Here is a 21689-nt window from a genome sequence, read left to right as displayed (position 1 = left end):
GCGAATAGGATTAAGAATAGCAGCAACCGGTTTTTTAGCCTGCTAGGCATAGTGTTTTTGACTGTGAGCTACGCACTTTATTTGCTAGCGACTCTCCCTAAAGCCACCTTTCCACTAGCAGTGGCGCTAATCGTGCCCGTCGCCAGTCTTCCCAGCCAAGACGGTGTAGCAGGTTAATGAACGGGGGGCAGCCCGCGCCAGCTACCAAGCGCGCCCGGTACCTTTGCCGGCCCATGCGCATTCTGCACGTTCTATCTGCCAATTTCTTTGCGGGCTCCGTGGCCTACGCTGTGGCCCTGGCCGAGGCGCACCGCCGCGAGGGCCACCAAGTGTGGCTGGCTTCGGATGCGCCTACCCTCCCTACCGGGGCCAAGGTGGTGCAATTGCCCATCAGCCAGCGCAAATACAAGCAGCGTCTGCGCAACATTCGGGCCTTGCGCCAACTGGTGCAGGCCCACGACATTGACGTGGTGCATGCCCACTCGCGGGCGGCGAGCTGGGTCAGCTACTTCGCGGTGCGCGGGCTGCTGGTGCCGCTGGTGAGCACCGTGCACGGCCGCCAGCACCTGCACACATCTACTTCGCTGTTTGATGTATACGGCGACAAAGTGATTGCCATTTGCGAGAACTTAGCCGAGCATTTGCGCCAGGAAGTGAAAATGGAACCGGCGAAAATAGCCGTGATTCCCAACGGAATAGGCTTTGGTTCGCCTGCCGGCGAAGAAACCCCGTGGAATAATCGCCTGGCCTTCATTGGCCGTTTCAACGGCCCCAAGGGCGAGCGCGCCGCCGCGCTGTTTGAGCACGTTTTCCCCCCGCTGCTGCGCGAGTTTGGGCAGTTGCGTGTGGCGCTCATCGGCGGCGAGCTCGACCACTTGCCCGCTACCGGCAAAGCGGCCCTAGCGGCCCTGCAAAGCGAGTTTGGTACGCGCATCGAAGTAGTAGGCTTCACCGACGATGTGCCCGGCTGGCTGCTCAAAACCGACCTCGTCATCGGGGCCGGAAGGGTAGCGATAGAAGCGCTGGGCGCCGGCCGGGCCGTGCTGGCCCTGGGCGAAGCCTGCTACGCCGGCCGCGTAACAGCGGCTACTTACGCGGCCGCGGCGGCCTCCAACTTCGGCGATATCTTGGCGCAGCAGGGGGGGGTAGGGCCCGTCGATTGGGCGCTGGTGCTGCGCGAGGCGCGAGACTATTGGCAGCAGCCGGCGCGCGTGGCACCAGCCTTGCAGCAGCACGTGCGCGCTGATTACGACCTGCCGACCATTGCGACGCGGGTGCTGACGGTGTACGAGTCGGCGCGCATGAAGAAGGCGGTGCCGGCATTTATTCCGGTGCTCATGTACCACAAAATTCCGGATGCGCCGCCCGCGACCAAGCACCAGATTTTTGTCACGAAGGAGAATTTTGCCAAGCACCTGGCCTATTTCAAGCAGCACAAATTCAGCCCCATAACCTTTCGCGATTACCAAGACTTTGCCAGTGGCCGGCGCAAGCTGGCGGAGTTTCCACGCCGGCCCATCATCCTGACGTTCGACGACGGCTACACCGATAACTATACCAACTTGCTGCCGCTTATGCAGCAATATGGCTACCGCGGTGTGCTGTATTTGCTCGGCGATTTTGAGGTGCGCTACAACCAGTGGGACCTGGCCGCCGACCCCACCGAGCCCCGCGCCGACATCATGAGCGAGACGCAAAAGCGCGCTTTCGTGGCGGCGGGCTGGGAAATAGGCGCGCACACCATGAGCCACCCGCGGCTGGCAGCCCTACCCCCCGCCGCGGCCGCCACCGAAATTGCGCAAAGCAAGGCCGCGCTGGAAAGCCGCCTGGGCATCGAAATGCTGTCCTTCGCCTACCCCTACGGCGACCTAAGCGCCGGCACCAAAGCGCTGGTGCAGCAGGCCGGTTTCACCTACGCCGTGGCTACCGACTCGGGCGGTATGCACCTGGAAGACGACCGCATGCAGATTTTTCGCGTCAACATGTTTCCGCACGAAACGGGGGGTAGCCTGTTCAAAAAAACGGCTTCTTGGTACCGACGCTACTACCGCTGGAAGCGGAAAAAGTAAGGACTTACCGCAAGGCAAACACCCAGGTATAAGCCAGCGTACCGAACAAAAATGCCGTGAATAGCATGCCCGCGGCCCCACCGCCCAGGCCCAGTGCGGCTAGTGCCGCACTAGCCAGCCCAATACCCGCCAGCGCCCAACCGGCCCAGCGCGAGCGCGCCCGTTGCTCGGGCCGGTGGCTCAGCTGTTCGGTGCCCACCAGCGGAAACAGCAGCCCCAGCGCCACAAAACCCAGCGTGCCCAGGCCCGGCACGGCTGGCCGCGCCAGCGCGCCAATAGTTGCCGCTACCCCTACCCCCAGCAACGCCAGGAAGTGGTTGGAATGCCGACGTTGCGCCTCGCTCAGGGCGTAGCGGCCGTAGCGGTTGAGGCGCAGCAGCGACTCAAACAGCACATCGCTAAACCAACTCATGTAGGCAAAGGCCAGGTACAGCGGCAGCAGCACCGGCACGAAGCGCGCCACCACGTAGGCCCCCAAAAACAGCCCCCGCCGCACTCCGGCGCTCAGCGAATTGGTCCAGTAAATGAAGCGCATAAACGTGCGGTACACCCAGTAGCGCGCCTTGAGCGCTTCCACCAGCCCCGCGCGTGCAAACTCGGAGGTAGGGTCGAGGCGCAGTGCTTCGCGAAAATGAGCCAGCGCTTCTTGCGAGTGGTTGGTTTCGAGGGCTACCCAACCGGCTTGGGCATGAATGCTGCTGCTCTCGGAGCCGTAGCCCAGGGCCGAGCGGGCGGCGTCGCTCGCCTCTTGGCGGCGGCCCTGGCGGGCCAGCGCTCGCGCTTGCAAACTGTGCAGGCCGGCGTGTTCGGCATCGAACTGAAGGCCGGTTTGGGTGGCTTGCAGGGCCGCCTGCCACTGGCCACTTGCTAGGCGCAGCGAGCCAAGCAGGTGGTAATAATCAGCATCGGTAGGGTCGAGGGCCAGCGCTTGGTTGATGGCGGCCAGCGCCTCGGCGGTGCGGTGCTGTCGGTGCTCTACCAGGGCTAAAGTATAAAAGGCAAAATCGTACTCCGGCGCCAGGTGAATGGCCAACTCGGCTTCGCTCCGCGCTTCGCCAAATTCCTCTTGCTCGAGCAAACACACGGCAAGCAGGGCGTGGGCCACATAATCGTACGGGTCGAGGCTGAGCTGGCGGCGCAGCTCGGTAGCAGCTTGCACGTGGCGCTGCTGGCTCAAGAGCAGTTGCACGCGGGGTAGGTAGTCGGTTTGAGAATCGTTCACGCGGGACGGGCGGCCGAAAGCCGCTACGAAGGTTTAGAAGTCGGTTTGCTTGTCGATTTGCTTTCTAAGCAAATAAAGGCCGAGGTGGAAAAGGCTACCCCCCAGCAAGAGGCCCAACATCTGCGGCATACTGAGCGGTTTACTGGCATCGAATAGGTGGAGGTAATCGCCTAGCAACAGCAGCACGGGTAGCAGCAGTACCAGGCCTAGCCACAGCTTAAGCCGGCGCTGCCAAACCTGGGCGCGCGCGAGCTGAAACAACGGGTCGTGCCGGGTTAGCCACCACCCAAGTAGCCAAAAGAAAGGGAGTAGTAAAAGCGTATTGCCGCCCCGGTAGCTAAGGACCCGCTGCTTCTGCCACTCGTGGCGCAGCTGCTGTCGCCGTTGCACCATCCAAGGGGGCCAGTGCTGCTCGCGCCGGGCCTGCCGCAGCAAGGGCACTAGCTCGGCGCTGTGCACGGGGTCTAATTGTAGCGCCATTGCCAAATGAGCGGCCGCTTGCTGGGGTTCGGCGCGCCTGAGCAGCTGCTTACCCCGGTGGGCGTGCGCCAGCGAGCTATTGGGGGCGAGGCGCAGCAATTGCCGAAAGCCGAGGTCGGCCGCGTTCGGCTCGCTTAGCTGCTCTTGCGCCAAAGCTCGCCACAGCAAACAATCCAAGTGGCGGGCGTCGATGGCCAGCCCACTTTCCGCGCTAGTTACGGCTTCGTCGGGGCGGTGCAGCAGGTACTGCAATTGCGCCAGAAACGCCTGGTTGCCGGCCGCAAGCGGGTTGAGGCGGAGCGCTTCCTGAATGGCATCTACGGCGGGCCACAACTTGCCCTGCTGCCCATATACGCGCGCCAAAGCGGCAAAAACGCTGGGGTTTTGCGGTGCTTGTGCCACTGCTTGCTGCGCGGTGGCGATGGCTTCGGGCAGGCGGCTTAACTGCCGCAATGCCTCGGTGCGGGCCAGCAGCGCCGACACTGACCCTGGCGCTTGGGCTAGCAGCCGGTCGGTCATTGCTAGCGCCAACGCGGGCCGGCGCAGCTGCAGCAACTGCCACACGTGCTGCACGCTAAGCGAGCGGCTTGCAAACTGCGCTTCCATCGGGGCTAGCTGCCTGGCTTCTTCACGCCCAAATACACCAAAATCTCGTCGTAGAGCCCGCCCTCATTCGAGTACAGCGCGTAGTTGCGGGCAGTGGCAAACCATTCTTTGGTGCTCGGCTTCACGAGCTTGGCGGCGTCGAGCAAGTCGCTTTGCTCGATGGGCAGTGGCCGGCCGGCGCGCATCGACTCGCGCAAGCGGGTATCGATGGCGCCTTCGACCACGGCCTTGAGGTCGGCCCCGCTGAGGCCGGCGGTGCGGGCAGCTATGGCAGCAGCGTTTACGCCGGCAGCCAGCGGCTTATCCTTCAACAAAATCTCCAGCGTGCTGGCACGGGCAGCCTCGTCGGGCGGCGTCACGAGCACTATTTTGTCGAAGCGGCCGGGGCGGCGAAAGGCGGGATCGAGGTGCCAAGGCGCATTGGTGGCGGCCATGATGAGCACGCCCTCGTTGGAGGCCGACACGCCGTCCAGTTCTTCCAAAAACTGGTTAATAACTGTGCGGCCCGCGCTTTGGCGCAAGTCGTGGCGGTTGGCGGCCAACGCATCTACTTCGTCAAAAAACAGCACGCACGGCGCCTGCGCCCGCGCCAGCTCAAATAACTGATGCAAGTTTTTCTCGCTGTTGCCGAGCCACATATCCAAAATTTCGGCAATGCCGACGCTCAAGAAGCTGGCCTGAATTTCGCCGGCCGTAGCGCGGGCCAGGTAGGTTTTGCCGCAGCCGGGCGGGCCGTACAGCAGCAGGCCGCCGCCGCTGGCTTTGCCGTAGGCCTTGTACAAATCGGGAAAGTGCAGCGGATGAATAATCTTGAGCCGAATCTCCTCCTTCACCGCCTCCATGCCGCCCACATCGGCAAAGTTGATGCGCGGCTTTTCGAGGCCCAGCAGGTTGGGCGTCGAGGGGGGGGTAGGGCCGTCGAACCCCGCCGCGCCGCTGGCTGGCACCCGGCGCGGCGCGGCGGCTTGCAGCTCCTGGGCCAAGGCGGCGTCGGCCAAACCGGCATCGAGCTGAATGGCTTGGGCGTAAGCCTCGCGGGCGGCATCGGGCTGCTGGGTGGCGTGCAGCAAGCGGGCGTGCAGCAGGTGCGCCGAGCCCAGGTCGGCGTGGTGGCTCAGCACCTCCTCCACCACCACGAAGGCCGCCGATGTTTTGCCCAGCGCCAAGTAGGCCTCGGCTAGCCCCAACTGCAAGGTAGCATCGGTGGGGTACCGGCGTAGGCCTTCGCGATACAGCTCCTCCGCCTGTTGGTGCTGGCCGGCTTGGCGCAGTAGCCCGCCCACGTGGTGGCGAAGCGGCAGGTTGTCGGGCGAAAACTGGAGGGCATCGAGCAGCGGCTGGATAGTGGCGTCGGGCATAGGACAATACAGATAAAAAGCGGACGCACGAAAGTACAGCCGAGGGCTGCCCGTTGCTACGCCTTAGGCGCGCCGCAACGCAGCAAAATAGCGGCCCCATCAGCTTCGCTCAGGCCGCTTATTTCTACTTTCTTAAACGGAGCTGTGTGGCCGCTCAGCAGTTGCACCTGGCTTTTGGCTACCCCAAATAAGTCGGCCAGAAAGGCTAGCAGCACGGCATTGGCCTGGCCGTCTTGCGGCGGGGCCGCCAGGCGCACCGTCCAGCGGCCGGCGGGGCCGGGCAGCAGCTGGTTTTGGCGGGCATTGGGCTTGGCCTGAAGGTGCAAAATCATTGCGGCGGGTTGATTTTGGCTTGCCCTACCGGGCACACATCCAGCATGATGCAGCGCCCGCAGGCGGGGCTGTGAAAAAAGCAGCATTTCTGCCCGTGATACATGAGGGCTTCGTGGTGGTCGTATACCTGCTGGGCTGTCCAGTCGGGGGGTAGGAGCGCCGCCAGCAGCGCGTGGGCTGGCCCCTCGCCCACCTTGGGGCCAATAAGGCCGAGGCGCTGCGCCACGCGGTGGTGGTGGCTATCGACGGGCATGGTGGGTAGGCGCAACGTGCTGAACAGCAGCGTGGCCGCGCTGGTTTTGGGGCCTACCCCCGTAATGCTTTCGAGCCAAGCCCGTGCTTCCGGAATGGGCCGGTTGGCCAAGAAATCGAGCGAGCACGGCGGCAGGTTTTCATCGCCGCAGCGGCGGCTGATTTCCAGCAGCACAGCTTGGATGCGGGGCGCCTTTTGCTCGGGCCAGGTGCAGGCGCTCAGGGCGCGCTGCACGTCGAGGGTAGGGGCGTCGCGCACAGCTTCCCAGGTCGGGAAGGTAGCGCGCAACTGCTGATAGGCGCGGTGTGAATCGGCATTCTTCGTGCGGTGCGAGAGCAGTGCACTAATTAATTCGCTTAGCGGGTCTTTATCGCTGAAAAACAAAAACGGCGCCCCATACTCGGCACACAGCCGCTCGTGCGCTAGCAGCGCCAGTTGCTGGCGAGCCGAAAAGTCGGGAGAAACTACGGGTGCCGCGGCGCGAGAAGAAGCCATAAAACAGGGTACTGCAAACACCCCGTAGAGGTTGGCAATACCCTTATTTTATGTAAGCACAGGGTTGAAAATTCAACCCTGCTTACTGCTCACCACCTAGCGATACTGCCCAGCGCTGTTATAGAGTGCAATGGCTTGCCGCTGAGCCGACGCCTGCTTGCCTTGCAGCACAATGGGCACTATCAAGACCGGAATAGCCGCGTAGAATAGCGGCGAAATGCCGTTGCTCTGGCCGGGACGCAGCGACTGCACCAGGCCAGCTATCAGCAGGCCGCCGCCAGCCACGTAGGCGATGGTGGAGGATGCTTGCAGGCGGCGGGCCTGGGCCAGCAGCGCCTGAGCGCCGGCATTGTCGGTGGTAGCCAGGGCCAGGTTGCGCGAATTCAGGTTCTGAATCGGGCCATTGTCTTTCGAGAAGTACTCGGTTTTGGTAGTGCGGTAGCCCCCATAGGGGTAGCCCCCAAAGCCGCCGTAGCCGAACCCGCCGTACCCCAGGCCGCCGTAGCCCGGCATGCCGTAGCCCGGCGAATAATTGGTATTATAGGTGGCGTAGAGACTGATACGGCCGGTTTTTTCGCGGCGCAGGGTCGCCTCGCGCGACGAGCCGGGTAGGGTAGTACGCACGTAGTGGCCGGTTTCATTCTCATAAAAGCCCACCTCGCTAAGGTCTACGCGCCGCTGCCCGTCTAGCAGCAGAAAGCTGCGCCCAAAGAGCGGCGACTTCGTTTCAACGTCGTACACATTATACACCGCCCCGTTCTTGAGACCCACTTGGTAGCGCGTTGGCCGAGTAGAGCCCCCCATAATGTAGGGCCGGTTGAAGGGCGACTCGCCGGGCGCGGGGGGCGTGGCGGCCGGCGCTGGCTGAGCAGCCGGTGTGGTCGCCACTTGGGCCGGCCGGGTCGAGTCGGCGGCGATAGGTGCGGCCGGCACCGGAGCTGGCGCCGCCTCCAGCTGCCGGGGCGGCGGCGGGGCCTGGCGCGGTGCGGGCGCGGGCAGGGTGGGGGCACCGCCAAGCTGCCGCGGCGCATCTTGGGCCGTGGCTTCTAAGCAAATAGCGCTCAGCCCGAAGGCCAGCGCCGCAACGAGCGGAGATTTCATGCAGACAAATAAAAGCCAAATTTGTCAACGATAGTCAACACGCCCCTAACGCCGCCAACCGCCGCAAAAGTGCCCTACCCCCCGCCAATAGGGGGAGGGGGTAGGGCGTTCAGGGGCAATTCATTTTTAGGAATGAGTTGCCCCTTGATAGTCATTATTTTAGCAGTTTCTCCAGCAGGCTTAGGCTGTCCACCAAATCATCGCCCGAAGCAAAATCCAGCGGCTTCAAAATGTAGCCGCTTACGCCCAGCCGCTCGGCGTCGGCGCGGTCGGTATCCATGCCCGAAGTAGTAGTGATAAACACTGGAATATCCTGGAGTTGGGGGGTAGCCCGCAGCACCTCCAGAAACTCGATGCCATTCATGCGGGGCATGTTCAGGTCGAGCAAAATGACTTCGGGCAGCGGCTCGATGGCCACGGTGCCGTTGCGGCCCAGCAGCATATCCAGGGCTTCTTCGCCGTTGAAGGCCGTGTGCAGCTCGTGCGGCACGTTGAAGCGAGCAAACGACTTCTGGGCCGTCATGGTGTCGAATATATCGTCTTCAACTAATAAAACGGAACGCATGGGGTCGGGGAAATAAGGGGGTGGGTAGCTAAGTAGTTGCTTAGGTAATAGGGGGTTGCTGTCGAGTGGCGCACTCACTGCGGGGCTTATTTACTTTTGGGCCAAGTAAAAATAAAGGTGGCGCCCTGGCCGAGTACCGACTCGACGCGCACGCTGCCCTGCTGGTCTTCCACCACTTTTTTAACAATGCTCAGGCCGATGCCGGTGCTTTCGGCGGTGTGGCGGTCGCGCAGAGTTTGGAACAGTAAAAATATCTTCTGGTGGTGCTCGGGCGCAATGCCCGGGCCATTGTCTTGCACCCGAAATTCGTACTGCTGGCCCAAATCGTGGCTGCTAATGGCGATGCGGCCGGGGCTGGTGTAGCCGTGGTACTTCACGGCGTTGCTGAGCAAGTTGGTGAATACCTGCTGCAAGCTCAGGCGGTCGGTGAGGAAGGTGGGTAGGCCGGGTGCCAGCACCAGCTCAAAGCCGGGCGGCACCACCAGGTCGGCCACTTCGCGCACCAGGTCGGGCACGCGCACTTCAACTAGCTGGCGCTCGGCGCGGCTAGCGCGGGCGTAGGCCAGCAGGCCGTTGATGAGGTCTTCGAGGCGGGCCAGGCGGCCCTTCATCTGGGTGAGGTAGGTGCGCAGCTGCGGCGACAAGTCGGTGGCTTCCTCTTCTATCCACTGCACCAGCGAGCTCAGGCCACGCAGCGGCGCTTTGAGGTCGTGCGAGGCTACGTAGGCAAATTGGTCGAGCTCTTTGTTGCGGTTTTCGAGGGTCGTAAAGGCTACGTCGAGCGCCTGAGTCATCTGGTTGAGCAGTTGGCCCAGCGAAGCCAGCCGGTCTTGCTGCTGGCCCGAATCGGTAATTTTTACTTTATAATCGCCCTGCACCACTTGGCGCGTGAGGTGCTCCATGGCTCGGATGCGCTGGGCCATATCGAGGTTGGTGCGCGTGAGCTCCAGGCGCAGGCGGTCGTTGGCTTTTAGCTCGCCTACTATCTTATTGAAGAGCCACAGCACAATAATGACGGCCAGCACCGCCGAAAAGATAATGGCCGACGGTGCCAGATTTTGGTAGATACTTTGCTGGCGGTTGCGGCTCAGCAGCAGGTCTTCTTCGCTCAGCCGTAGCCGCGTTACTACCCCCTTAAATTGGCGTAGGGGCTGGCGCTCGCTCAGCAGCAGGGCCTGCGCTACGGCGGGCGAAGGGGGGTAGGCGCGGTACAGGGCCAACTCGCGGGCCTGGCTGTCTAGGAGCTGGCACAGGGTGTCGGCGCGGGCGTGCTGAATGGGCTGGTCGGCCACTAGGGCTTGCAGCTGGCGGGCCTGCACGGGTATTTGGGCCGCGTTGGTAGCGTAGCTGCGCAGGTACGAGGTATCGCTGACCATCAAATAGTTGCGCACGCCGCTCTGCGCATCGCGGATGGCCAGGCGTAGGTTGTCCGTTTTTTGCAGCACCTGGTACGAATGCTCTACCAGCTTGGTGTAGCGGCTTAGCTGCTGAATGGTGACGTAGGCCGTGATGGACGTAGCCACCAGCACCGACAGGGCGATGGCAAAGCCCAGTAGTATCTTGGTATTAAGCCGAATAGCCAAAGTGAAGGCAGGGCGTTAGTGAAAAAACGAGGTAAATAATCCAACGAAGATGGGTGCTGGCTTGCGAAAAGCCCCGGCTGCGCCACCACGTGGTCGGGCCCGGCCAAGGGGGTAGGGAAGGGGGGCATTTTACGGCCCAGCCGCCTGCTTGCTACCTTCGCCCCATGTACGCCGCCCGCCCCGCCCAGCCCGACCGCATTACCAGCCTGCACAATCCACGCATCAAGGAGGTGCTGCGCTTGCAGGATAAGGCTGCCGAGCGCCGCCGCCAGGGCCTAACCTTGGTAGAGGGATACCGCGAGCTGACCAACGCCCAAGCGGCCGGCTGGGCCGTGGCCACGCTTTTTGTGTGCGAAGAATTGGCTGGCGCCGAGCTAACTCAATTGCTGCTGGCGCCTACCCGCCTCGTGCCGCGCCCCTACGAGTATCTGCCCGTGAGTGCCGCCGTGTTTGCCAAGCTGGCCGTGCGCGAGCGTTCCGATGGTGTGCTGGCTGTGCTGCACACGCCACGCCGCACCCTGGCCGACCTCGTGCTACCCGCTAACCCGCTGCTGCTAGTTTTAGAAGCTGTGGAAAAGCCCGGCAACCTCGGCGCCATTTTGCGCACCGCAGATGCCGCGCCGGCTCACGCGGTGCTGGTCGGCGACCCGCGCACCGATTTATATAATCCCAATGTCATTCGGGCCAGCTTGGGCGGCATCTTCACGGTGCCCACTGTGGCCGCGCCCATGAGTGAGGTACTAGCTTTTTTGAAGGACAGGGGCATTCGCACTTTTGCCGCCGCCCTAGCCGACGAGGCAAAAGCGTACACCAACACCAGTTTTAGGGGCCCCACGGCGCTGGTACTGGGTACCGAAGCCGACGGCCTCACGCCTGCCACCCGCCAAGCCTGCGACGAGACGATTATTATTCCCATGCGCGGCGTGCTCGACTCGCTCAATGTGAGCGTGGCCGCTGCCGTACTCACTTTCGAGGCAGTGCGCCAGCGCGAGGGGTAGGGTTAATACACCGCTAGCTCAAAGCCCAGTTCTTTTGCCAGCCGCCGCGCGTCTTCAGCGTGTCCTTCAGCTACTAAGCTCAGGGGGTACGAGTCGCTATCCAGGGTAAGTAGCACCAGCGCTAAGCCCAGTGGTTCCAGCGCATCCTGCAAGGCATCGAGGGCTTCGGGCCCGCCGGCGCTGCGGGCCACCGAGGGGGGTAGGCGCAGGCGCTCAGAGCGGCCTTGATGCTCCAAGATGTCATTGAGGCCTTCGGCGGTATCGCTAGCCGGGTCTTGGTAGTCGCTTTCCCAGAGCAAATCTTCGCTCAGCAGCGCGTCGATAAGGGCCACGTCGCGCAGCTCTTGGGGGGGTAGGGCAGCTTCCATGCCGCGCTCGGCTAGCTCCTCGGCAAACTGGCTTTGGTACGCCGCGGGCTCACGCAGCACCAGTGTCAGCCGCTCGCTGAGGCGCTGGGTAGCGTCGTCATCAGCAAGGGTAAAGAAGCGAATAAATTGGGTCAGGGCGGCTTGGTTCATACTCACGAATTTTCGCAAAGGTCAACAAAAAGGCGCGGTTGGGGCCGCGCCTTGCTTGCAAAAATTCCGGGTGTGCCCGCGCTGCCTCCTATTGCTTGGCAATACGTTGAGTAAAATTCCCGGTACTAGTTTCCAAACGTAGCGTGTATAAGCCGGCCGCCAAAGCCGATAAATCAAGCTGCTGGCTGGTGCCCGTAAAGGATGTGCTAAGGTGCACCCGGCCGCACACATCGCCAATCGTGAGGCGGCCTGTGGTAGCAATAGCCGCCTGCACCGTTAGCAGCTGCGTAGTAGGCACTGGGTAAATTTGCCAGCCAGCAGCGCGGGCCGGTTGTTGCGCTAATACGCTGCTGCCTAAAGCATAGTCCTTAATCGTTAGGCTGACGGGGTCAGCAGTGTTGGTTACTTGCAAGCGCACCCAGCCGTAGCGCCAACCTGCCGCTAGCCCAGTGCGTAGCCGCACAGCCAGGTAATGTTCTTGGCCGCCGAGCCAGTAGCCAAAAGATTGAATGCCCGCTGGATTATTGCCAAAGCGCGTCAAGAAAGACGACCCGTACGGATAAATAGTGCTGCGACTGCCCCACACATTGGGCGGCGCCGTAGGGCTGGGCTGCGCCATACGCTGCTGAATAGAATCGTTGCTGGCAAACGCCACAATATAAGGTGCTTGCGAAGCCGAATAAATGGCCACGTTGTCGTGCAAGGGTAACACGCGCGTTTCGGCCTCACTCGGAAAATTACTAGTATTGGTGTAAGCAGCCAAGCGTAAGTCAAAGCGGCCGTCAGCATCCAAATCTAGCGAATCTAGCGCATTGCTTACCCCCGTTTTGCGGGCTACCAGCACTTTATCGGGCACTAAGTCCACGTAAGTAGCGCCAGCCGCCCGGCCAGCTAATATGTATTGAGCATACACCGGCTGGCTACCAAGTAGCATCGCCCCTAACACGCCGCAGGCCAGTAAAGAACGATGCATCAAAATGTGGGGGTAGGGCGTTGGTATGATGCACAAAACTAAGTAGCTAGAGGGCGCTGCGTCAAATCACTCACCTGATAGCCAATAAAAAAGGCGCGACCGAAGCCGCGCCTTTTCAACATTACCTGCGTCTGAAGCTGTGAAATCACAAGAGTCAGCGCAAATCTGCCATCTACTCAGCCGTTTTGGCGTAGCGTAGGCGCTCGTTTTCGTCGAGCAAAATCTTGCGCATCCGTACCGATTTCGGCGTTACTTCTAGGTATTCATCCTTCTGGATGTATTCCATGGCTTCCTCCAGCGAGAACTGGCGCTTGGGCACAATCTTCGCGTTGTCATCTGTGCCCGAAGCACGCATGTTGGTCAGTTTCTTGCCCTTCTGAATGTTGATGGTCAAGTCGTTGGGGCGAGTGTGCTCGCCGATAACCTGGCCAGCATATACTTCCTCACCTGGGTCCACGAAGAACGAGCCACGGTCCTGCATCTTATCGATGGTGTAAGCGGTACCCGGACCGGTTTCCAGCGAAATGAGCGAACCCGCGATACGGCCGGGAATCGGGCCTTTGTGCTCTTCGTAATCAACGAAGCGGTGGTTCATGATGGCCTCGCCACCAGTGGCCGTCAGCACGTTGTTACGCAGGCCGATGAGGCCGCGCGACGGAATGTTGAACTCCAAGTGCTGCAAGTCGCCCTTCGGCTCCATGATGGTCATCTCGCCTTTGCGCATGCTTACCAGCTCGATAACCTTACCGGCCGACTCCTCGGGCACGTCCACCACCAGTAGCTCGATAGGCTCGAGGCGCTTGCCGTTGTCGTCCTCCTTAAACAGCACTTGGGGCTGGCCCACTTGCAGTTCATAGCCTTCGCGGCGCATGGTTTCAATCAGCACTGACAAGTGAAGAATACCGCGACCAAACACCAGGAAGGTATCTTCTTTATCGGTCGTTTCTACGCGCAGGGCGAGGTTTTTCTCGGTTTCTTTGAACAGACGGTCGCGCAAGTGGCGCGAAGTCACAAACTTACCTTCTTTACCAAAGAACGGCGAGTTGTTGATGGTGAACAACATGTTCATCGTCGGCTCGTCAATGCTGATGCGCTCGAGCTGCTCGGGGTTGTCAGCATCAGCTAGCGTATCGCCGATATCGAAGCCTTCGATGCCCGAAACGGCGCAGATTTCGCCGCTGCTCACCGAGTCCACTTTTACGCGGCCCAGGCCTTCAAATACGTGCAGCTCGCGCACTTTTACTTTTTTCACGCTGCCATCAGCCTTCATCAGGCTCATGTTCGAGCCTTCGGTCAGCGTACCGCGGTGCACGCGGCCGATAGCAATACGACCTACGAACGCCGAGTAATCGAGCGACGTAATCTGCATCTGTGGCGTGCCTTCCAACACCGGTGCGGGCGGAATGGACGCTACCACTGCGTCGAGCAGCGGAATTAGGTTGTCAGTTTTTACCTTCCAGTCGGTGCTCATCCAGCCTTGCTTCGACGAGCCGTACAGCGTCACGAAATCAAGTTGGTCTTCGGTAGCCCCCAGGTTGAACATGAGGTCGAAAACCTGCTCGTGCACCTCATCGGGGCGGCAGTTTTCTTTGTCGACTTTATTTACTACCACAATGGGTTTCAGGCCCAAGTCGATGGCTTTGCCCAGCACGAAGCGGGTCTGCGGCATGGCGCCCTCAAAGGCATCCACAAGCAGCAGCACGCCGTCGGCTAGCTTCAACACGCGCTCTACCTCACCGCCGAAGTCGGCGTGACCGGGAGTGTCGATGATGTTGATTTTCACGCCATTATAGCGTACCGAAACGTTTTTCGATACGATGGTAATGCCGCGCTCACGCTCCAAGTCGTTGTTGTCGAGGATAAGGTCGTCGAAGTGCTGGTGAGCGTCGAAAATCTTGGAGGCGTGGATAATCTTATCCACCAAAGTCGTCTTGCCGTGGTCAACGTGGGCAATGATGGCGATATTCCGAATGTTCTGAGTCATACGTAAGTTTTTGCGGCCGCAAAGGTACGAGCTTTCTAGTAGAAAACCCATTTTCCTTTTGATATCAACTTACTTAACGTTTGGCACCTGCTCAATTGTTCCGTGCTGAGTACGCGCATTTTAGCGCTGCCTAAGGCGGAGCCCAGCGACCACCAAGGGGGTAGGAGCATCCGAACGAGTAGGCTTTTACGTTTGTTGAGTAGGCAATCCGTTCTAGCTTTCCCTTACTTCCTTATGCGTCTTTCCCTGCTTTCTTTTCTGCTGAGCGCCGTGGCCTTCACGCCGGCCTGCTCGCAAAGCCACGCCGACCAATCTAAAACGGTGGCCGCGGTGCCCACCGGCCCGCACGGGGCCGCCGTCACTACCGCCAAGTACCCACAGGCTCAGCCCGTAACGGGCAAGCCAGGCGAATTTTCGGTGGTAAAAGCCGATGCGGAGTGGAAAAAACAGCTTACCCCAGCCCAGTACTACATCCTGCGTGAGCAGGGTACGGAGCCGCCGTTTCACAACAAGTATTTCGACAACCATGCCGTGGGTAATTACTACTGCGCGGCCGACCACAACTTGCTGTTTTCCAGCGATACCAAGTTTGAGTCAGGTACTGGCTGGCCAAGTTTTTGGGCGCCGGCTTCCAATGCCAGCGTCAAAGTGAAATCGGACGACAGCTTTGGTATGAGCCGCGACGAAATTGTGTGTGCGAAGTGCGGTGGCCACCTCGGCCACATCTTCAACGATGGCCCTAAGCCCACCGGCGAGCGCTACTGCATGGACTCGGACGCCATGCTATTCGAGAAGAAATAGGCTAGAACTCCCGGCTCCGACTTTCGTTTAAGCAAAGGCGACCCGCATCGGGTCGCCTTTTTGCTGATTATCATGCGCTTCCGTTTTTCAATGCGTAGCCTTTGGCTGGCCGCGCCGGCCCTGCTGGCTGCTTGCACCGCCACCGAGCAAACTTCCGAAGCTGCCGCGCCGCGCGCCACGCCCGTGCCCACCCAAGTAGTTACGGACGCCGACCGCCGAGCCATCTATAATTCTAACGGCCAGGCGCGCTCCGTTGGCACGGGTAGCCCTATCCCCGACGCTACCCCCAACACCCAACGCCTGGGCGAGCAAGCTTCGGACATCAACCGCTTCAAGCGGCCCGAAACGCTCAATACCAACGACGCCAACAACACAACCAACGAAACCCGCTTGCAGCGCATCGACGAGTCTATTCCCGACACCCTACGCCGCCCATAAGGGGGTAGGGCCTCAGGCCACCCGCAAAAAAGCCGGGCCGCTTCCTGAACTGGAAACGGCCCGGCTTTTTCTCAATAATCTGTTGCTCTATACGTTATCCACGGCTACGCTATCGTTGGTCGTAGCCTGCGGCAGGTTTAAATCGGCTGCGCCACTGGTGGCGGCAGTTGAGCGTTTGGGGCGGCCAGGCCGGCGGGCTGAGTTTGCGTCCGTCGCTACTGGCTGGGTAGCCGGGCGCCCAGCGCGTTTGCGGGGGGTAGGCTCTGGCGCACTGGCGGCCGCCGTGCGGGCTTTGCGCGGGGCATCCTTCTTGCGGCTTGCAGAGGGGGTAGGGGTAGCAGCTTGGTTGCCGGTAGCAACATCCTCCGGCTGCGCCGCCGGAGCGGGCAGGGTAATATCGGTGGTGCGGCCCGGCGCGATGGAGTCGTAGTGGCGCACTATGGTGTGCAGCGCCTGCTCAAACATCCGTTCGGTGTCCACATCGAGGCGACGCGTTGCTTCCTTCACCACTTCTTTCAGCTTGGCCTTCGTTTCTTTGCGGATGCGGGCCACCATTTCGCTCATGCGGACATCCAGCTCCTTTTGCAGCTGCTTAGCCGCTGATTTCAGGGATTGCTTTTGGTTAGCCTTACTCTCAGCCCGGTCATCAGTCAGGTTTTTGGCGGCGCGCTGGCTGGCTTTATCAGCTTTGCGTTGCGCTTTTTCCTCGGGTGTGCGTTTGGCGGGTGCAGTTGGCGCTGCAGTTTCCAAACTATTCTTTTTGGCCATAAGTGGAAAAGATTGTGGGGAGAGAAAGAAATTAAAAGGTGCGCTAATTACTGAGCTAAAGTATTATTTTAAATTAAGTTGGCAAACGCACAGCAGCTTTTTTTGTTAAAAATAACACCCTTTCTTTCCTGTTTCTTTGTATTTAAATCGCATTTAGGCCAAGCCTTTTTGCGCATCTTAATCGGTTTATGCTGTCGGCAACTACCGTTAATATATTCGCCAAATAAGTAAGCATTGGCTTTCATAAAAATAACTGATGAACTCACTACCAGAGCGTTATACGGTAACCTCAGCTTTGCCTTACGCCAATGGCCCCGTGCATATTGGCCATTTGGCGGGCGTTTATTTGCCAGCTGATATTTATGTGCGCTACCTGCGGGCGCAAGGCCGCGACGTGAAATTTATTTGCGGCTCTGATGAGCACGGCGTACCCATTACTATTCGGGCCCAAAAGGAGGGAATTACCCCCCAGCAAGTAGTCGATAAATACCACACCATTATTCGCGATTCTTTCCGCGATTTTAATGTGTCGTTCGACGTGTATTCGCGTACTTCTTCTAAAACGCACGCCGAAGTATCGAGCGAGTTTTTTAAGAAGCTTTACGAAGACGGAAAATTTATTGAGCAAACCACGCAGCAACTCTACGATGAGCAGGCGGGCCAATTTTTGGCCGACCGCTACGTGGTAGGTACGTGCCCCAACTGCGGCAACGAAAATGCCTACGGCGACCAGTGCGAGCGTTGCGGCACATCACTCAGCCCCACGGAGTTAATTAATCCGCGCTCCATGCTCAGCGGCAACACGCCAGTGCTGCGCGACACGCGCCACTGGTTTTTACCTCTGAACGAGTACGAGCCCTGGCTGCGCGAATGGATAATCGAGGGCCACAAAAACGATTGGAAAACCAACGTGTACGGCCAGTGCAAATCGTGGATTGACCAGGGCTTGCACGCCCGCGCCGTCACGCGTGACCTCGACTGGGGCGTACCCGTGCCGGTGCCCGGGGCCGAGGGTAAGGTGCTGTACGTGTGGTTTGATGCGCCCATTGGGTATATTTCGGCCACCAAAGAGGCCTTCCCCGACGACTGGCAGAAATACTGGCAGGACCCCGGCACGAAACTCGTGCATTTTATCGGCAAGGATAATATTGTTTTTCACTGCATTATTTTCCCGGTAATGCTGAAGGCGCATGGCGAATATATTTTGCCTGATAATGTGCCCGCCAATGAATTCCTAAATCTCGAAGGCGACAAAATCAGCACATCGCGCAATTGGGCCGTGTGGCTGCACGAATACCTGGCCGATTTTCCTGGTCAAGCCGATGTCCTGCGCTACGTGCTATGTGCCAATGCGCCCGAAACCAAAGACAACGACTTCACTTGGAAGGATTTCCAGGCGCGCAATAACAACGAGCTAGTTGCTACCCTCGGTAATTTCGTGAACCGGGCGGCGGTGCTTACGCAGAAGTTCTTCGAGGGCAAGGTGCCTGAGCGGGGCGAACTCACCGAAATTGACGAAGAGGTATTTCGGCAGATAGCCGAGTTTCCGGCGCGCGTGGGCGACTTAATTGAGAATTATCGTTTCCGCGACGCCTTAGCGGAGGTACTGAACCTGGCGCGCCTCGGCAATAAATACCTGGCTGATACCCAGCCCTGGCACCTTATCAAAACCGACGCGGCGCGCACTGGCACGGTGCTGCACGTGGCGCTGCAAGTAGCTGCCGCCTTGGTGCCGCTGCTCACGCCTTTCTTGCCCGAATCGGCTGATAAATTGGCTAAGATGTTGAATTTCGAGCCCGGCAATTGGCAGAGCGCGGGGCGTGCTGAGCACCTGCCGGCCGGCCATCAACTGCAGGAGCCCGCGCTATTATTCGCCAAGATTGAAGATGCGGTCGTAAATGCCCAAGTGCAAAAACTGCTCGATACTAAGCAAGCCAATGCGCTAGCTGCTACCCCCGTTGCGGCGGCGAAGGAAGATGTAAGCTTCGACGATTTTGGCAAAATGGATTTGCGCATCGGTACTATTATCGCCGCCGAAAAAGTAGCCAAAACCAAAAAGCTGTTGAAGCTGACCATCGACACTGGCCTCGACCAGCGTACGATTGTGAGCGGCATTGCCGAGGCCTTTATTCCGGAGGCGCTGATTGGCCAACAAGCAATGGTATTGCTCAACCTGGCACCCCGCGAAATCAAAGGAATTCAAAGCCAAGGCATGCTCTTGCTGGCCGAAAATGCCGACGGTAGCTTGGCGCTAATGCAGCCCGGCGCCGCGGTGCGTAATGGCAGCAGCGTACTGTAAAAGATTTATCAGAGCTGCCATAAAAAAGGGCCGCCGCTGCAATTGCAGCGGCGGCCCTTTTTTATGGCAGCTCTGGCTATTTAGCACTCACATTCACACTATTCATGGCCCGTTCTAGCCCCAGCGCGCCGAATGCGAGCACGGCCTCGCCGGCTTTTTCGATGTGCAGTGGCAAATCAATGCGCTCATCAGCCGAGAACGGATTGAGTACGTAATCGACCTGCCTACCCTTCGGAAAATTAGCATCGACGCCAAAGCGCAGGCGCGCATATACGTCGGTACCCAGCGTAGCCTGAATATCTTTTAGGCCATTGTGCCCGCCCGCTGAGCCTTGGCCTTTGAGCCGCAGCTTGCCGTAAGGCAGCGCCAAATCGTCGGTGACAACCAGCATTTGCTCTACCGGCAGCTTGAGGGTGCTGAGCCAGTGCGCTGCCGCTTTGCCACTCAGGTTCATAAACGTGGTCGGTTTTACGAGCACGTAGGTGTGGCCTTTACTTTTGATTTCGGTGGTAAATGCATGGCGTCCCAATTCGAAACGCGGTGCATCAAATTTGTTGGCTAAATAATCGGCCACCATAAACCCAATGTTGTGGCGGGTATCGGTATACTCAGGACCAATATTGCCCAAGGCGAGAACTAAGAACTTCACAGGACCACGGATTAACGAGGATTTTAACGGATTTCACGGATTTTGTGGACGACTTGTTTGCTGATAACAGCTGCTAGTGGCAAGTTTTCAGTCGTTCGTCACCACATCCATTTAATAAGTAAAAAAGCCGCTCCAATAAGGAGCGGCTTTTTGCAGGAATACGCAAGGAAAATAACGCCGTTCACAAAATCCGTAAAATCCGTTAAAACCCCCGTTAATCCATGGTCTTACTTGTTAGCGGCAAGCTCGCCTTTCAGGGCGCGCGGCACGGTTACGGTCGCAATCGGGGCCTGTGCGCTGGTCAGAATGGTATAATTGGTGGGCTGTACAGCGCCAACTTTTACCGATTTGCCTAGCTCCAGGGTGCTGATGTCAACCTCTACGTAGTCGGGCAGGTTTTCGGCCGAAGCCTTCACGCGCACTTTACGCAGCTTGCTGGCCAATTTACCACCGGCTAGTACGCCGGGCGAAACGCCTACGTATTTCACGGGGATGTCCATTTTCACTTCTTTGCCGTCCTCAATTTCCAGGAAGTCAACGTGCAGTAGCATTTCGTTAACGGGGTGGAACTGGGCGTCCTGCACGATAGCGCGGTACACGGTACCTTCTACGTTCAGGTCCACGATGTGGGCCTCCGGGGTATACAGCAATTCGCGGAACAAGATGGCGGGCACCGAAAAGTGCACCGTGTCTTTGCCACCGTACAGTACGCAAGGCACTTGCGCATCGAGGCGCAGCGCTTTCGCGTCCGTCTTGCCGAGATTCGCTCTTTTAAACCCTACAATCTCCAGGCTTTTCATAAAAGAAGTTGATTTGGAATGAATTATCCGCTCGGCATCCTTTGCCGAAACGGGCCGCAAAGGTACGGGAATTAGGTGAGAATTAAAAGCCTACCCCCACCTTTTGCCCAAAGAGCGGGGTAGGGGCTTTGTACTCTTACCCAAAGAGCGAGCTGATGCTCTCGTGCGTCACCACGTTGCGGATGGCAGCGGCAAAGAGCGGTGCCATCGAAATAACCCGGATTTTATCGTTCTCCTCGCGCTGCGGAATAGTGTCGGTCGTAATCAACTCGGTGAGCTGCGAGGCGCGAATGCGGGCATGTGCCGGCCCGCTAAGCAGCGGGTGCGTGATGACAGCGCGCACCGAGTTGGCACCGCGCTCCATCACCAAATCGGCGGCTTTGCAGATGGTGCCGGCCGTGTCCACCATGTCATCAACAAATACAACGTCCATCCCCTTCACATCGCCGATTACCTGCATGGAGGCGATTTCATTGGCCCGCAGGCGCATTTTATCACACACCACAATCTCAGCTCCAAATTTCTTGGCGAAAGCGCGGGTGCGCACTACCCCCCCCACATCGGGCGAGGCAAAGATGAGATTCGCCAAGTTCAGCGACTTAATATAGGGCGCCGTGACGGTGGCCCCGTCGAGGTGGTCGACTGGAATATCAAAAAACCCTTGAATTTGGCCTGCGTGCAGGTCGCAAGTCATGAGGCGGTCGGTGCCCACACTCTGGATAATATTGGCTACTACTTTGGCGCCGATGCTCACGCGAGGCTTGTCCTTGCGGTCTTGCCGGGCGTAGCCCATGTAAGGCATCACGATGTTGACCTTGTGGGCCGAGGCGCGCTTGCAGGCGTCCACCATCAGCATGAGCTCCATGAGGTGCTCGGAAGGCGGGAAAGTGCTTTGGATGAGAAATACTTCGCAGCCCCGAACACTCTCGTCGAAGCTGGGGCCCAGTTCACTGTCGGCAAAGCGCTGCAAGGTGAGCTCGCCGAGCGGCTTGCCGAAAGAAGCGGCGATTTTGCGGCCCAGCTCTTGCGAAGCGCTGCCAGCGAATAGTTTAACGTGCGGTTCCATGTAGTAAGGTAAAAAGAAAAACGCCTGTTAGCCGAAGTAGTCTTCAGGTAACAGGCGGTAACGAGGGGCGAAATGGAAAAGCGAAAGGCGCCGACTTGCTCCCGGTTGGGAGAAGCCAGCGCCTTTGCTAGGGTTGTCGAGCGTTGTCGAAGTTGTCCGACCAGGGCTCGAACCTGGACTTTCTTGAATCAAAATCAAGCGTGTTGCCAGTTACACCATCGGACAATTTCCCGGCGGGCGGTGTGCCGTTCGGGGCTGCAAAGGTAATACGAGAATAATACGAGGCAAGAGGTGAGGTAAAAAAAATTAAAAAAAGTGGGCCGACTACCT

At 59.2% G+C, this 21689-nt stretch carries 21 protein-coding genes and 1 tRNA gene; 5 read left to right on the top strand and 17 right to left on the bottom strand.

The features are described from left to right. Window positions 1-233 precede the first annotated feature (233 nt). Window positions 234-2069, top strand: a complete 1836-nt coding sequence (locus tag GO988_RS16490) for a polysaccharide deacetylase family protein (protein ID WP_198172837.1) — start codon at window positions 234-236, stop codon at window positions 2067-2069. 4 nt (window positions 2070-2073) lie between these two features. Here GO988_RS16490 and GO988_RS16485 read toward each other — a convergent pair whose 3' ends face one another. The 8 genes from GO988_RS16485 to GO988_RS16450 form a co-directional block, all read right to left on the bottom strand. Further along, window positions 2074-3291 carry a tetratricopeptide repeat protein gene (locus GO988_RS16485; RefSeq protein ID WP_157567556.1) on the bottom strand — a complete coding sequence of 406 codons (1218 nt, stop codon included), beginning with the start codon at window positions 3289-3291 and terminating at the stop codon, window positions 2074-2076. A 33-nt stretch (window positions 3292-3324) separates the two neighbouring features. Next, window positions 3325-4377 (bottom strand): tetratricopeptide repeat protein, encoded by a 1053-nt coding sequence (locus GO988_RS16480; RefSeq protein ID WP_157567555.1) that lies wholly within the window; start codon window positions 4375-4377, stop codon window positions 3325-3327. A 5-nt stretch (window positions 4378-4382) separates the two neighbouring features. Continuing rightward, a complete protein-coding gene (locus tag GO988_RS16475; RefSeq protein WP_157567554.1) occupies window positions 4383-5735 on the bottom strand; it encodes an ATP-binding protein in 1353 nt (450 codons plus the stop codon). 56 nt (window positions 5736-5791) lie between these two features. Then, window positions 5792-6067: a DUF167 domain-containing protein gene (locus GO988_RS16470; RefSeq protein WP_157567553.1), complete on the bottom strand. Its 276-nt coding sequence runs from the start codon at window positions 6065-6067 to the stop codon at window positions 5792-5794. Continuing rightward, window positions 6064-6816 carry an endonuclease III domain-containing protein gene (locus tag GO988_RS16465; protein WP_157567551.1) on the bottom strand — a complete coding sequence of 251 codons (753 nt, stop codon included), beginning with the start codon at window positions 6814-6816 and terminating at the stop codon, window positions 6064-6066. Before GO988_RS16465 ends, GO988_RS16470 begins: the two co-directional genes overlap by 4 nt. Before the next feature lie 96 nt (window positions 6817-6912). After that, on the bottom strand, window positions 6913-7917 hold the full coding sequence (locus tag GO988_RS23820; RefSeq protein ID WP_198172835.1) for a hypothetical protein: 1005 nt from the start codon (window positions 7915-7917) through the stop codon (window positions 6913-6915). 154 nt (window positions 7918-8071) lie between these two features. Then, on the bottom strand, window positions 8072-8482 hold the full coding sequence (locus tag GO988_RS16455) for a response regulator (protein WP_157567549.1): 411 nt from the start codon (window positions 8480-8482) through the stop codon (window positions 8072-8074). An 86-nt stretch (window positions 8483-8568) separates the two neighbouring features. Further along, window positions 8569-10065 carry a sensor histidine kinase gene (locus tag GO988_RS16450; RefSeq protein ID WP_157567547.1) on the bottom strand — a complete coding sequence of 499 codons (1497 nt, stop codon included), beginning with the start codon at window positions 10063-10065 and terminating at the stop codon, window positions 8569-8571. A 164-nt stretch (window positions 10066-10229) separates the two neighbouring features. Here GO988_RS16450 and GO988_RS16445 point away from each other — a divergent pair, with 164 nt between their 5' ends. Beyond that, complete coding sequence (locus GO988_RS16445; protein ID WP_157567545.1) at window positions 10230-11063, top strand: TrmH family RNA methyltransferase; 834 nt, start codon at window positions 10230-10232, stop codon at window positions 11061-11063. Window positions 11064-11065: 2 nt separating this feature from the next. On the opposite strand, the gene GO988_RS16440 is transcribed toward GO988_RS16445, so the two are convergent. From GO988_RS16440 to typA, 3 genes are all read right to left on the bottom strand, one after another. Further along, the gene (locus GO988_RS16440) at window positions 11066-11581 is read right to left on the bottom strand and encodes a DUF6630 family protein (RefSeq protein ID WP_157567543.1); all 516 of its coding nucleotides are present in this window, start codon (window positions 11579-11581) and stop codon (window positions 11066-11068) included. An 88-nt stretch (window positions 11582-11669) separates the two neighbouring features. Further along, complete coding sequence (locus GO988_RS16435; protein WP_157567540.1) at window positions 11670-12554, bottom strand: T9SS type A sorting domain-containing protein; 885 nt, start codon at window positions 12552-12554, stop codon at window positions 11670-11672. A gap of 172 nt (window positions 12555-12726) precedes the next feature. After that, window positions 12727-14538 carry a translational GTPase TypA gene (gene typA, locus GO988_RS16430; RefSeq protein ID WP_157567538.1) on the bottom strand — a complete coding sequence of 604 codons (1812 nt, stop codon included), beginning with the start codon at window positions 14536-14538 and terminating at the stop codon, window positions 12727-12729. Window positions 14539-14772: 234 nt separating this feature from the next. On the opposite strand from typA, the gene msrB reads away from it, so the two are divergent. Then, the gene (gene msrB / locus GO988_RS16425; RefSeq protein ID WP_157567536.1) at window positions 14773-15339 is read left to right on the top strand and encodes a peptide-methionine (R)-S-oxide reductase MsrB; all 567 of its coding nucleotides are present in this window, start codon (window positions 14773-14775) and stop codon (window positions 15337-15339) included. A gap of 90 nt (window positions 15340-15429) precedes the next feature. Then, complete coding sequence (locus GO988_RS16420; RefSeq protein ID WP_157567534.1) at window positions 15430-15777, top strand: hypothetical protein; 348 nt, start codon at window positions 15430-15432, stop codon at window positions 15775-15777. Window positions 15778-15864: 87 nt separating this feature from the next. Here the strand turns inward: GO988_RS16420 and GO988_RS16415 are convergent, their stop codons facing one another. Both GO988_RS16415 and GO988_RS16410 read right to left on the bottom strand, forming a co-directional pair. Further along, window positions 15865-16545: a hypothetical protein gene (locus tag GO988_RS16415; RefSeq protein ID WP_157567532.1), complete on the bottom strand. Its 681-nt coding sequence runs from the start codon at window positions 16543-16545 to the stop codon at window positions 15865-15867. Between the two features lie 68 nt (window positions 16546-16613). After that, window positions 16614-16790, bottom strand: a complete 177-nt coding sequence (locus tag GO988_RS16410; protein WP_157567530.1) for a hypothetical protein — start codon at window positions 16788-16790, stop codon at window positions 16614-16616. 11 nt (window positions 16791-16801) lie between these two features. Between GO988_RS16410 and metG the strand changes: the two genes are divergently transcribed. Beyond that, on the top strand, window positions 16802-18844 hold the full coding sequence (metG, locus tag GO988_RS16405; protein ID WP_157567528.1) for a methionine--tRNA ligase: 2043 nt from the start codon (window positions 16802-16804) through the stop codon (window positions 18842-18844). Window positions 18845-18920: 76 nt separating this feature from the next. Here the strand turns inward: metG and pth are convergent, their stop codons facing one another. The 4 genes from pth to GO988_RS16385 form a co-directional block, all read right to left on the bottom strand. Next, entirely contained in the window at window positions 18921-19493 is a 573-nt protein-coding gene (gene pth / locus GO988_RS16400; RefSeq protein WP_317164896.1) for an aminoacyl-tRNA hydrolase, read from the bottom strand. A 227-nt stretch (window positions 19494-19720) separates the two neighbouring features. Next, window positions 19721-20293: a 50S ribosomal protein L25/general stress protein Ctc gene (locus GO988_RS16395; RefSeq protein ID WP_157567520.1), complete on the bottom strand. Its 573-nt coding sequence runs from the start codon at window positions 20291-20293 to the stop codon at window positions 19721-19723. A gap of 136 nt (window positions 20294-20429) precedes the next feature. Beyond that, a complete protein-coding gene (locus GO988_RS16390; RefSeq protein WP_157567518.1) occupies window positions 20430-21359 on the bottom strand; it encodes a ribose-phosphate pyrophosphokinase in 930 nt (309 codons plus the stop codon). Between the two features lie 152 nt (window positions 21360-21511). Beyond that, a tRNA-Gln gene (locus GO988_RS16385) sits at window positions 21512-21584 on the bottom strand. Window positions 21585-21689 lie beyond the last annotated feature (105 nt).

Origin of the sequence: Hymenobacter ginkgonis, assembly GCF_009755225.1 — a bacterium.
Lineage (GTDB): Bacteria > Bacteroidota > Bacteroidia > Cytophagales > Hymenobacteraceae > Hymenobacter > Hymenobacter ginkgonis.
This window is presented reverse-complemented; position numbering and strand designations above follow the sequence as displayed.

Excerpts from the sequence above, each read along its gene's own strand:
- GO988_RS16445 (WP_157567545.1), top strand. The coding sequence starts at position 10,230 with ATGTACGCCGCCCGCCCCGCCCAGCCCGACCGCATTACCAGCCTGCAC.
- GO988_RS16490 (WP_198172837.1), top strand. The coding sequence starts at position 234 with ATGCGCATTCTGCACGTTCTATCTGCCAATTTCTTTGCGGGCTCCGTG.
- GO988_RS16455 (WP_157567549.1), bottom strand. The coding sequence starts at position 8,482 with ATGCGTTCCGTTTTATTAGTTGAAGACGATATATTCGACACCATGACG.
- GO988_RS16480 (WP_157567555.1), bottom strand. The coding sequence starts at position 4,377 with ATGGAAGCGCAGTTTGCAAGCCGCTCGCTTAGCGTGCAGCACGTGTGG.
- msrB (WP_157567536.1), top strand. The coding sequence starts at position 14,773 with ATGCGTCTTTCCCTGCTTTCTTTTCTGCTGAGCGCCGTGGCCTTCACG.
- GO988_RS16415 (WP_157567532.1), bottom strand. The coding sequence starts at position 16,545 with ATGGCCAAAAAGAATAGTTTGGAAACTGCAGCGCCAACTGCACCCGCC.
- GO988_RS23820 (WP_198172835.1), bottom strand. The coding sequence starts at position 7,917 with ATGAAATCTCCGCTCGTTGCGGCGCTGGCCTTCGGGCTGAGCGCTATT.
- metG (WP_157567528.1), top strand. The coding sequence starts at position 16,802 with ATGAACTCACTACCAGAGCGTTATACGGTAACCTCAGCTTTGCCTTAC.
- GO988_RS16395 (WP_157567520.1), bottom strand. The coding sequence starts at position 20,293 with ATGAAAAGCCTGGAGATTGTAGGGTTTAAAAGAGCGAATCTCGGCAAG.
- GO988_RS16390 (WP_157567518.1), bottom strand. The coding sequence starts at position 21,359 with ATGGAACCGCACGTTAAACTATTCGCTGGCAGCGCTTCGCAAGAGCTG.
- GO988_RS16435 (WP_157567540.1), bottom strand. The coding sequence starts at position 12,554 with ATGCATCGTTCTTTACTGGCCTGCGGCGTGTTAGGGGCGATGCTACTT.
- GO988_RS16410 (WP_157567530.1), bottom strand. The coding sequence starts at position 16,790 with ATGAAAGCCAATGCTTACTTATTTGGCGAATATATTAACGGTAGTTGC.
- GO988_RS16420 (WP_157567534.1), top strand. The coding sequence starts at position 15,430 with ATGCGTAGCCTTTGGCTGGCCGCGCCGGCCCTGCTGGCTGCTTGCACC.
- GO988_RS16465 (WP_157567551.1), bottom strand. The coding sequence starts at position 6,816 with ATGGCTTCTTCTCGCGCCGCGGCACCCGTAGTTTCTCCCGACTTTTCG.
- GO988_RS16440 (WP_157567543.1), bottom strand. The coding sequence starts at position 11,581 with ATGAACCAAGCCGCCCTGACCCAATTTATTCGCTTCTTTACCCTTGCT.
- GO988_RS16470 (WP_157567553.1), bottom strand. The coding sequence starts at position 6,067 with ATGATTTTGCACCTTCAGGCCAAGCCCAATGCCCGCCAAAACCAGCTG.
- GO988_RS16475 (WP_157567554.1), bottom strand. The coding sequence starts at position 5,735 with ATGCCCGACGCCACTATCCAGCCGCTGCTCGATGCCCTCCAGTTTTCG.
- typA (WP_157567538.1), bottom strand. The coding sequence starts at position 14,538 with ATGACTCAGAACATTCGGAATATCGCCATCATTGCCCACGTTGACCAC.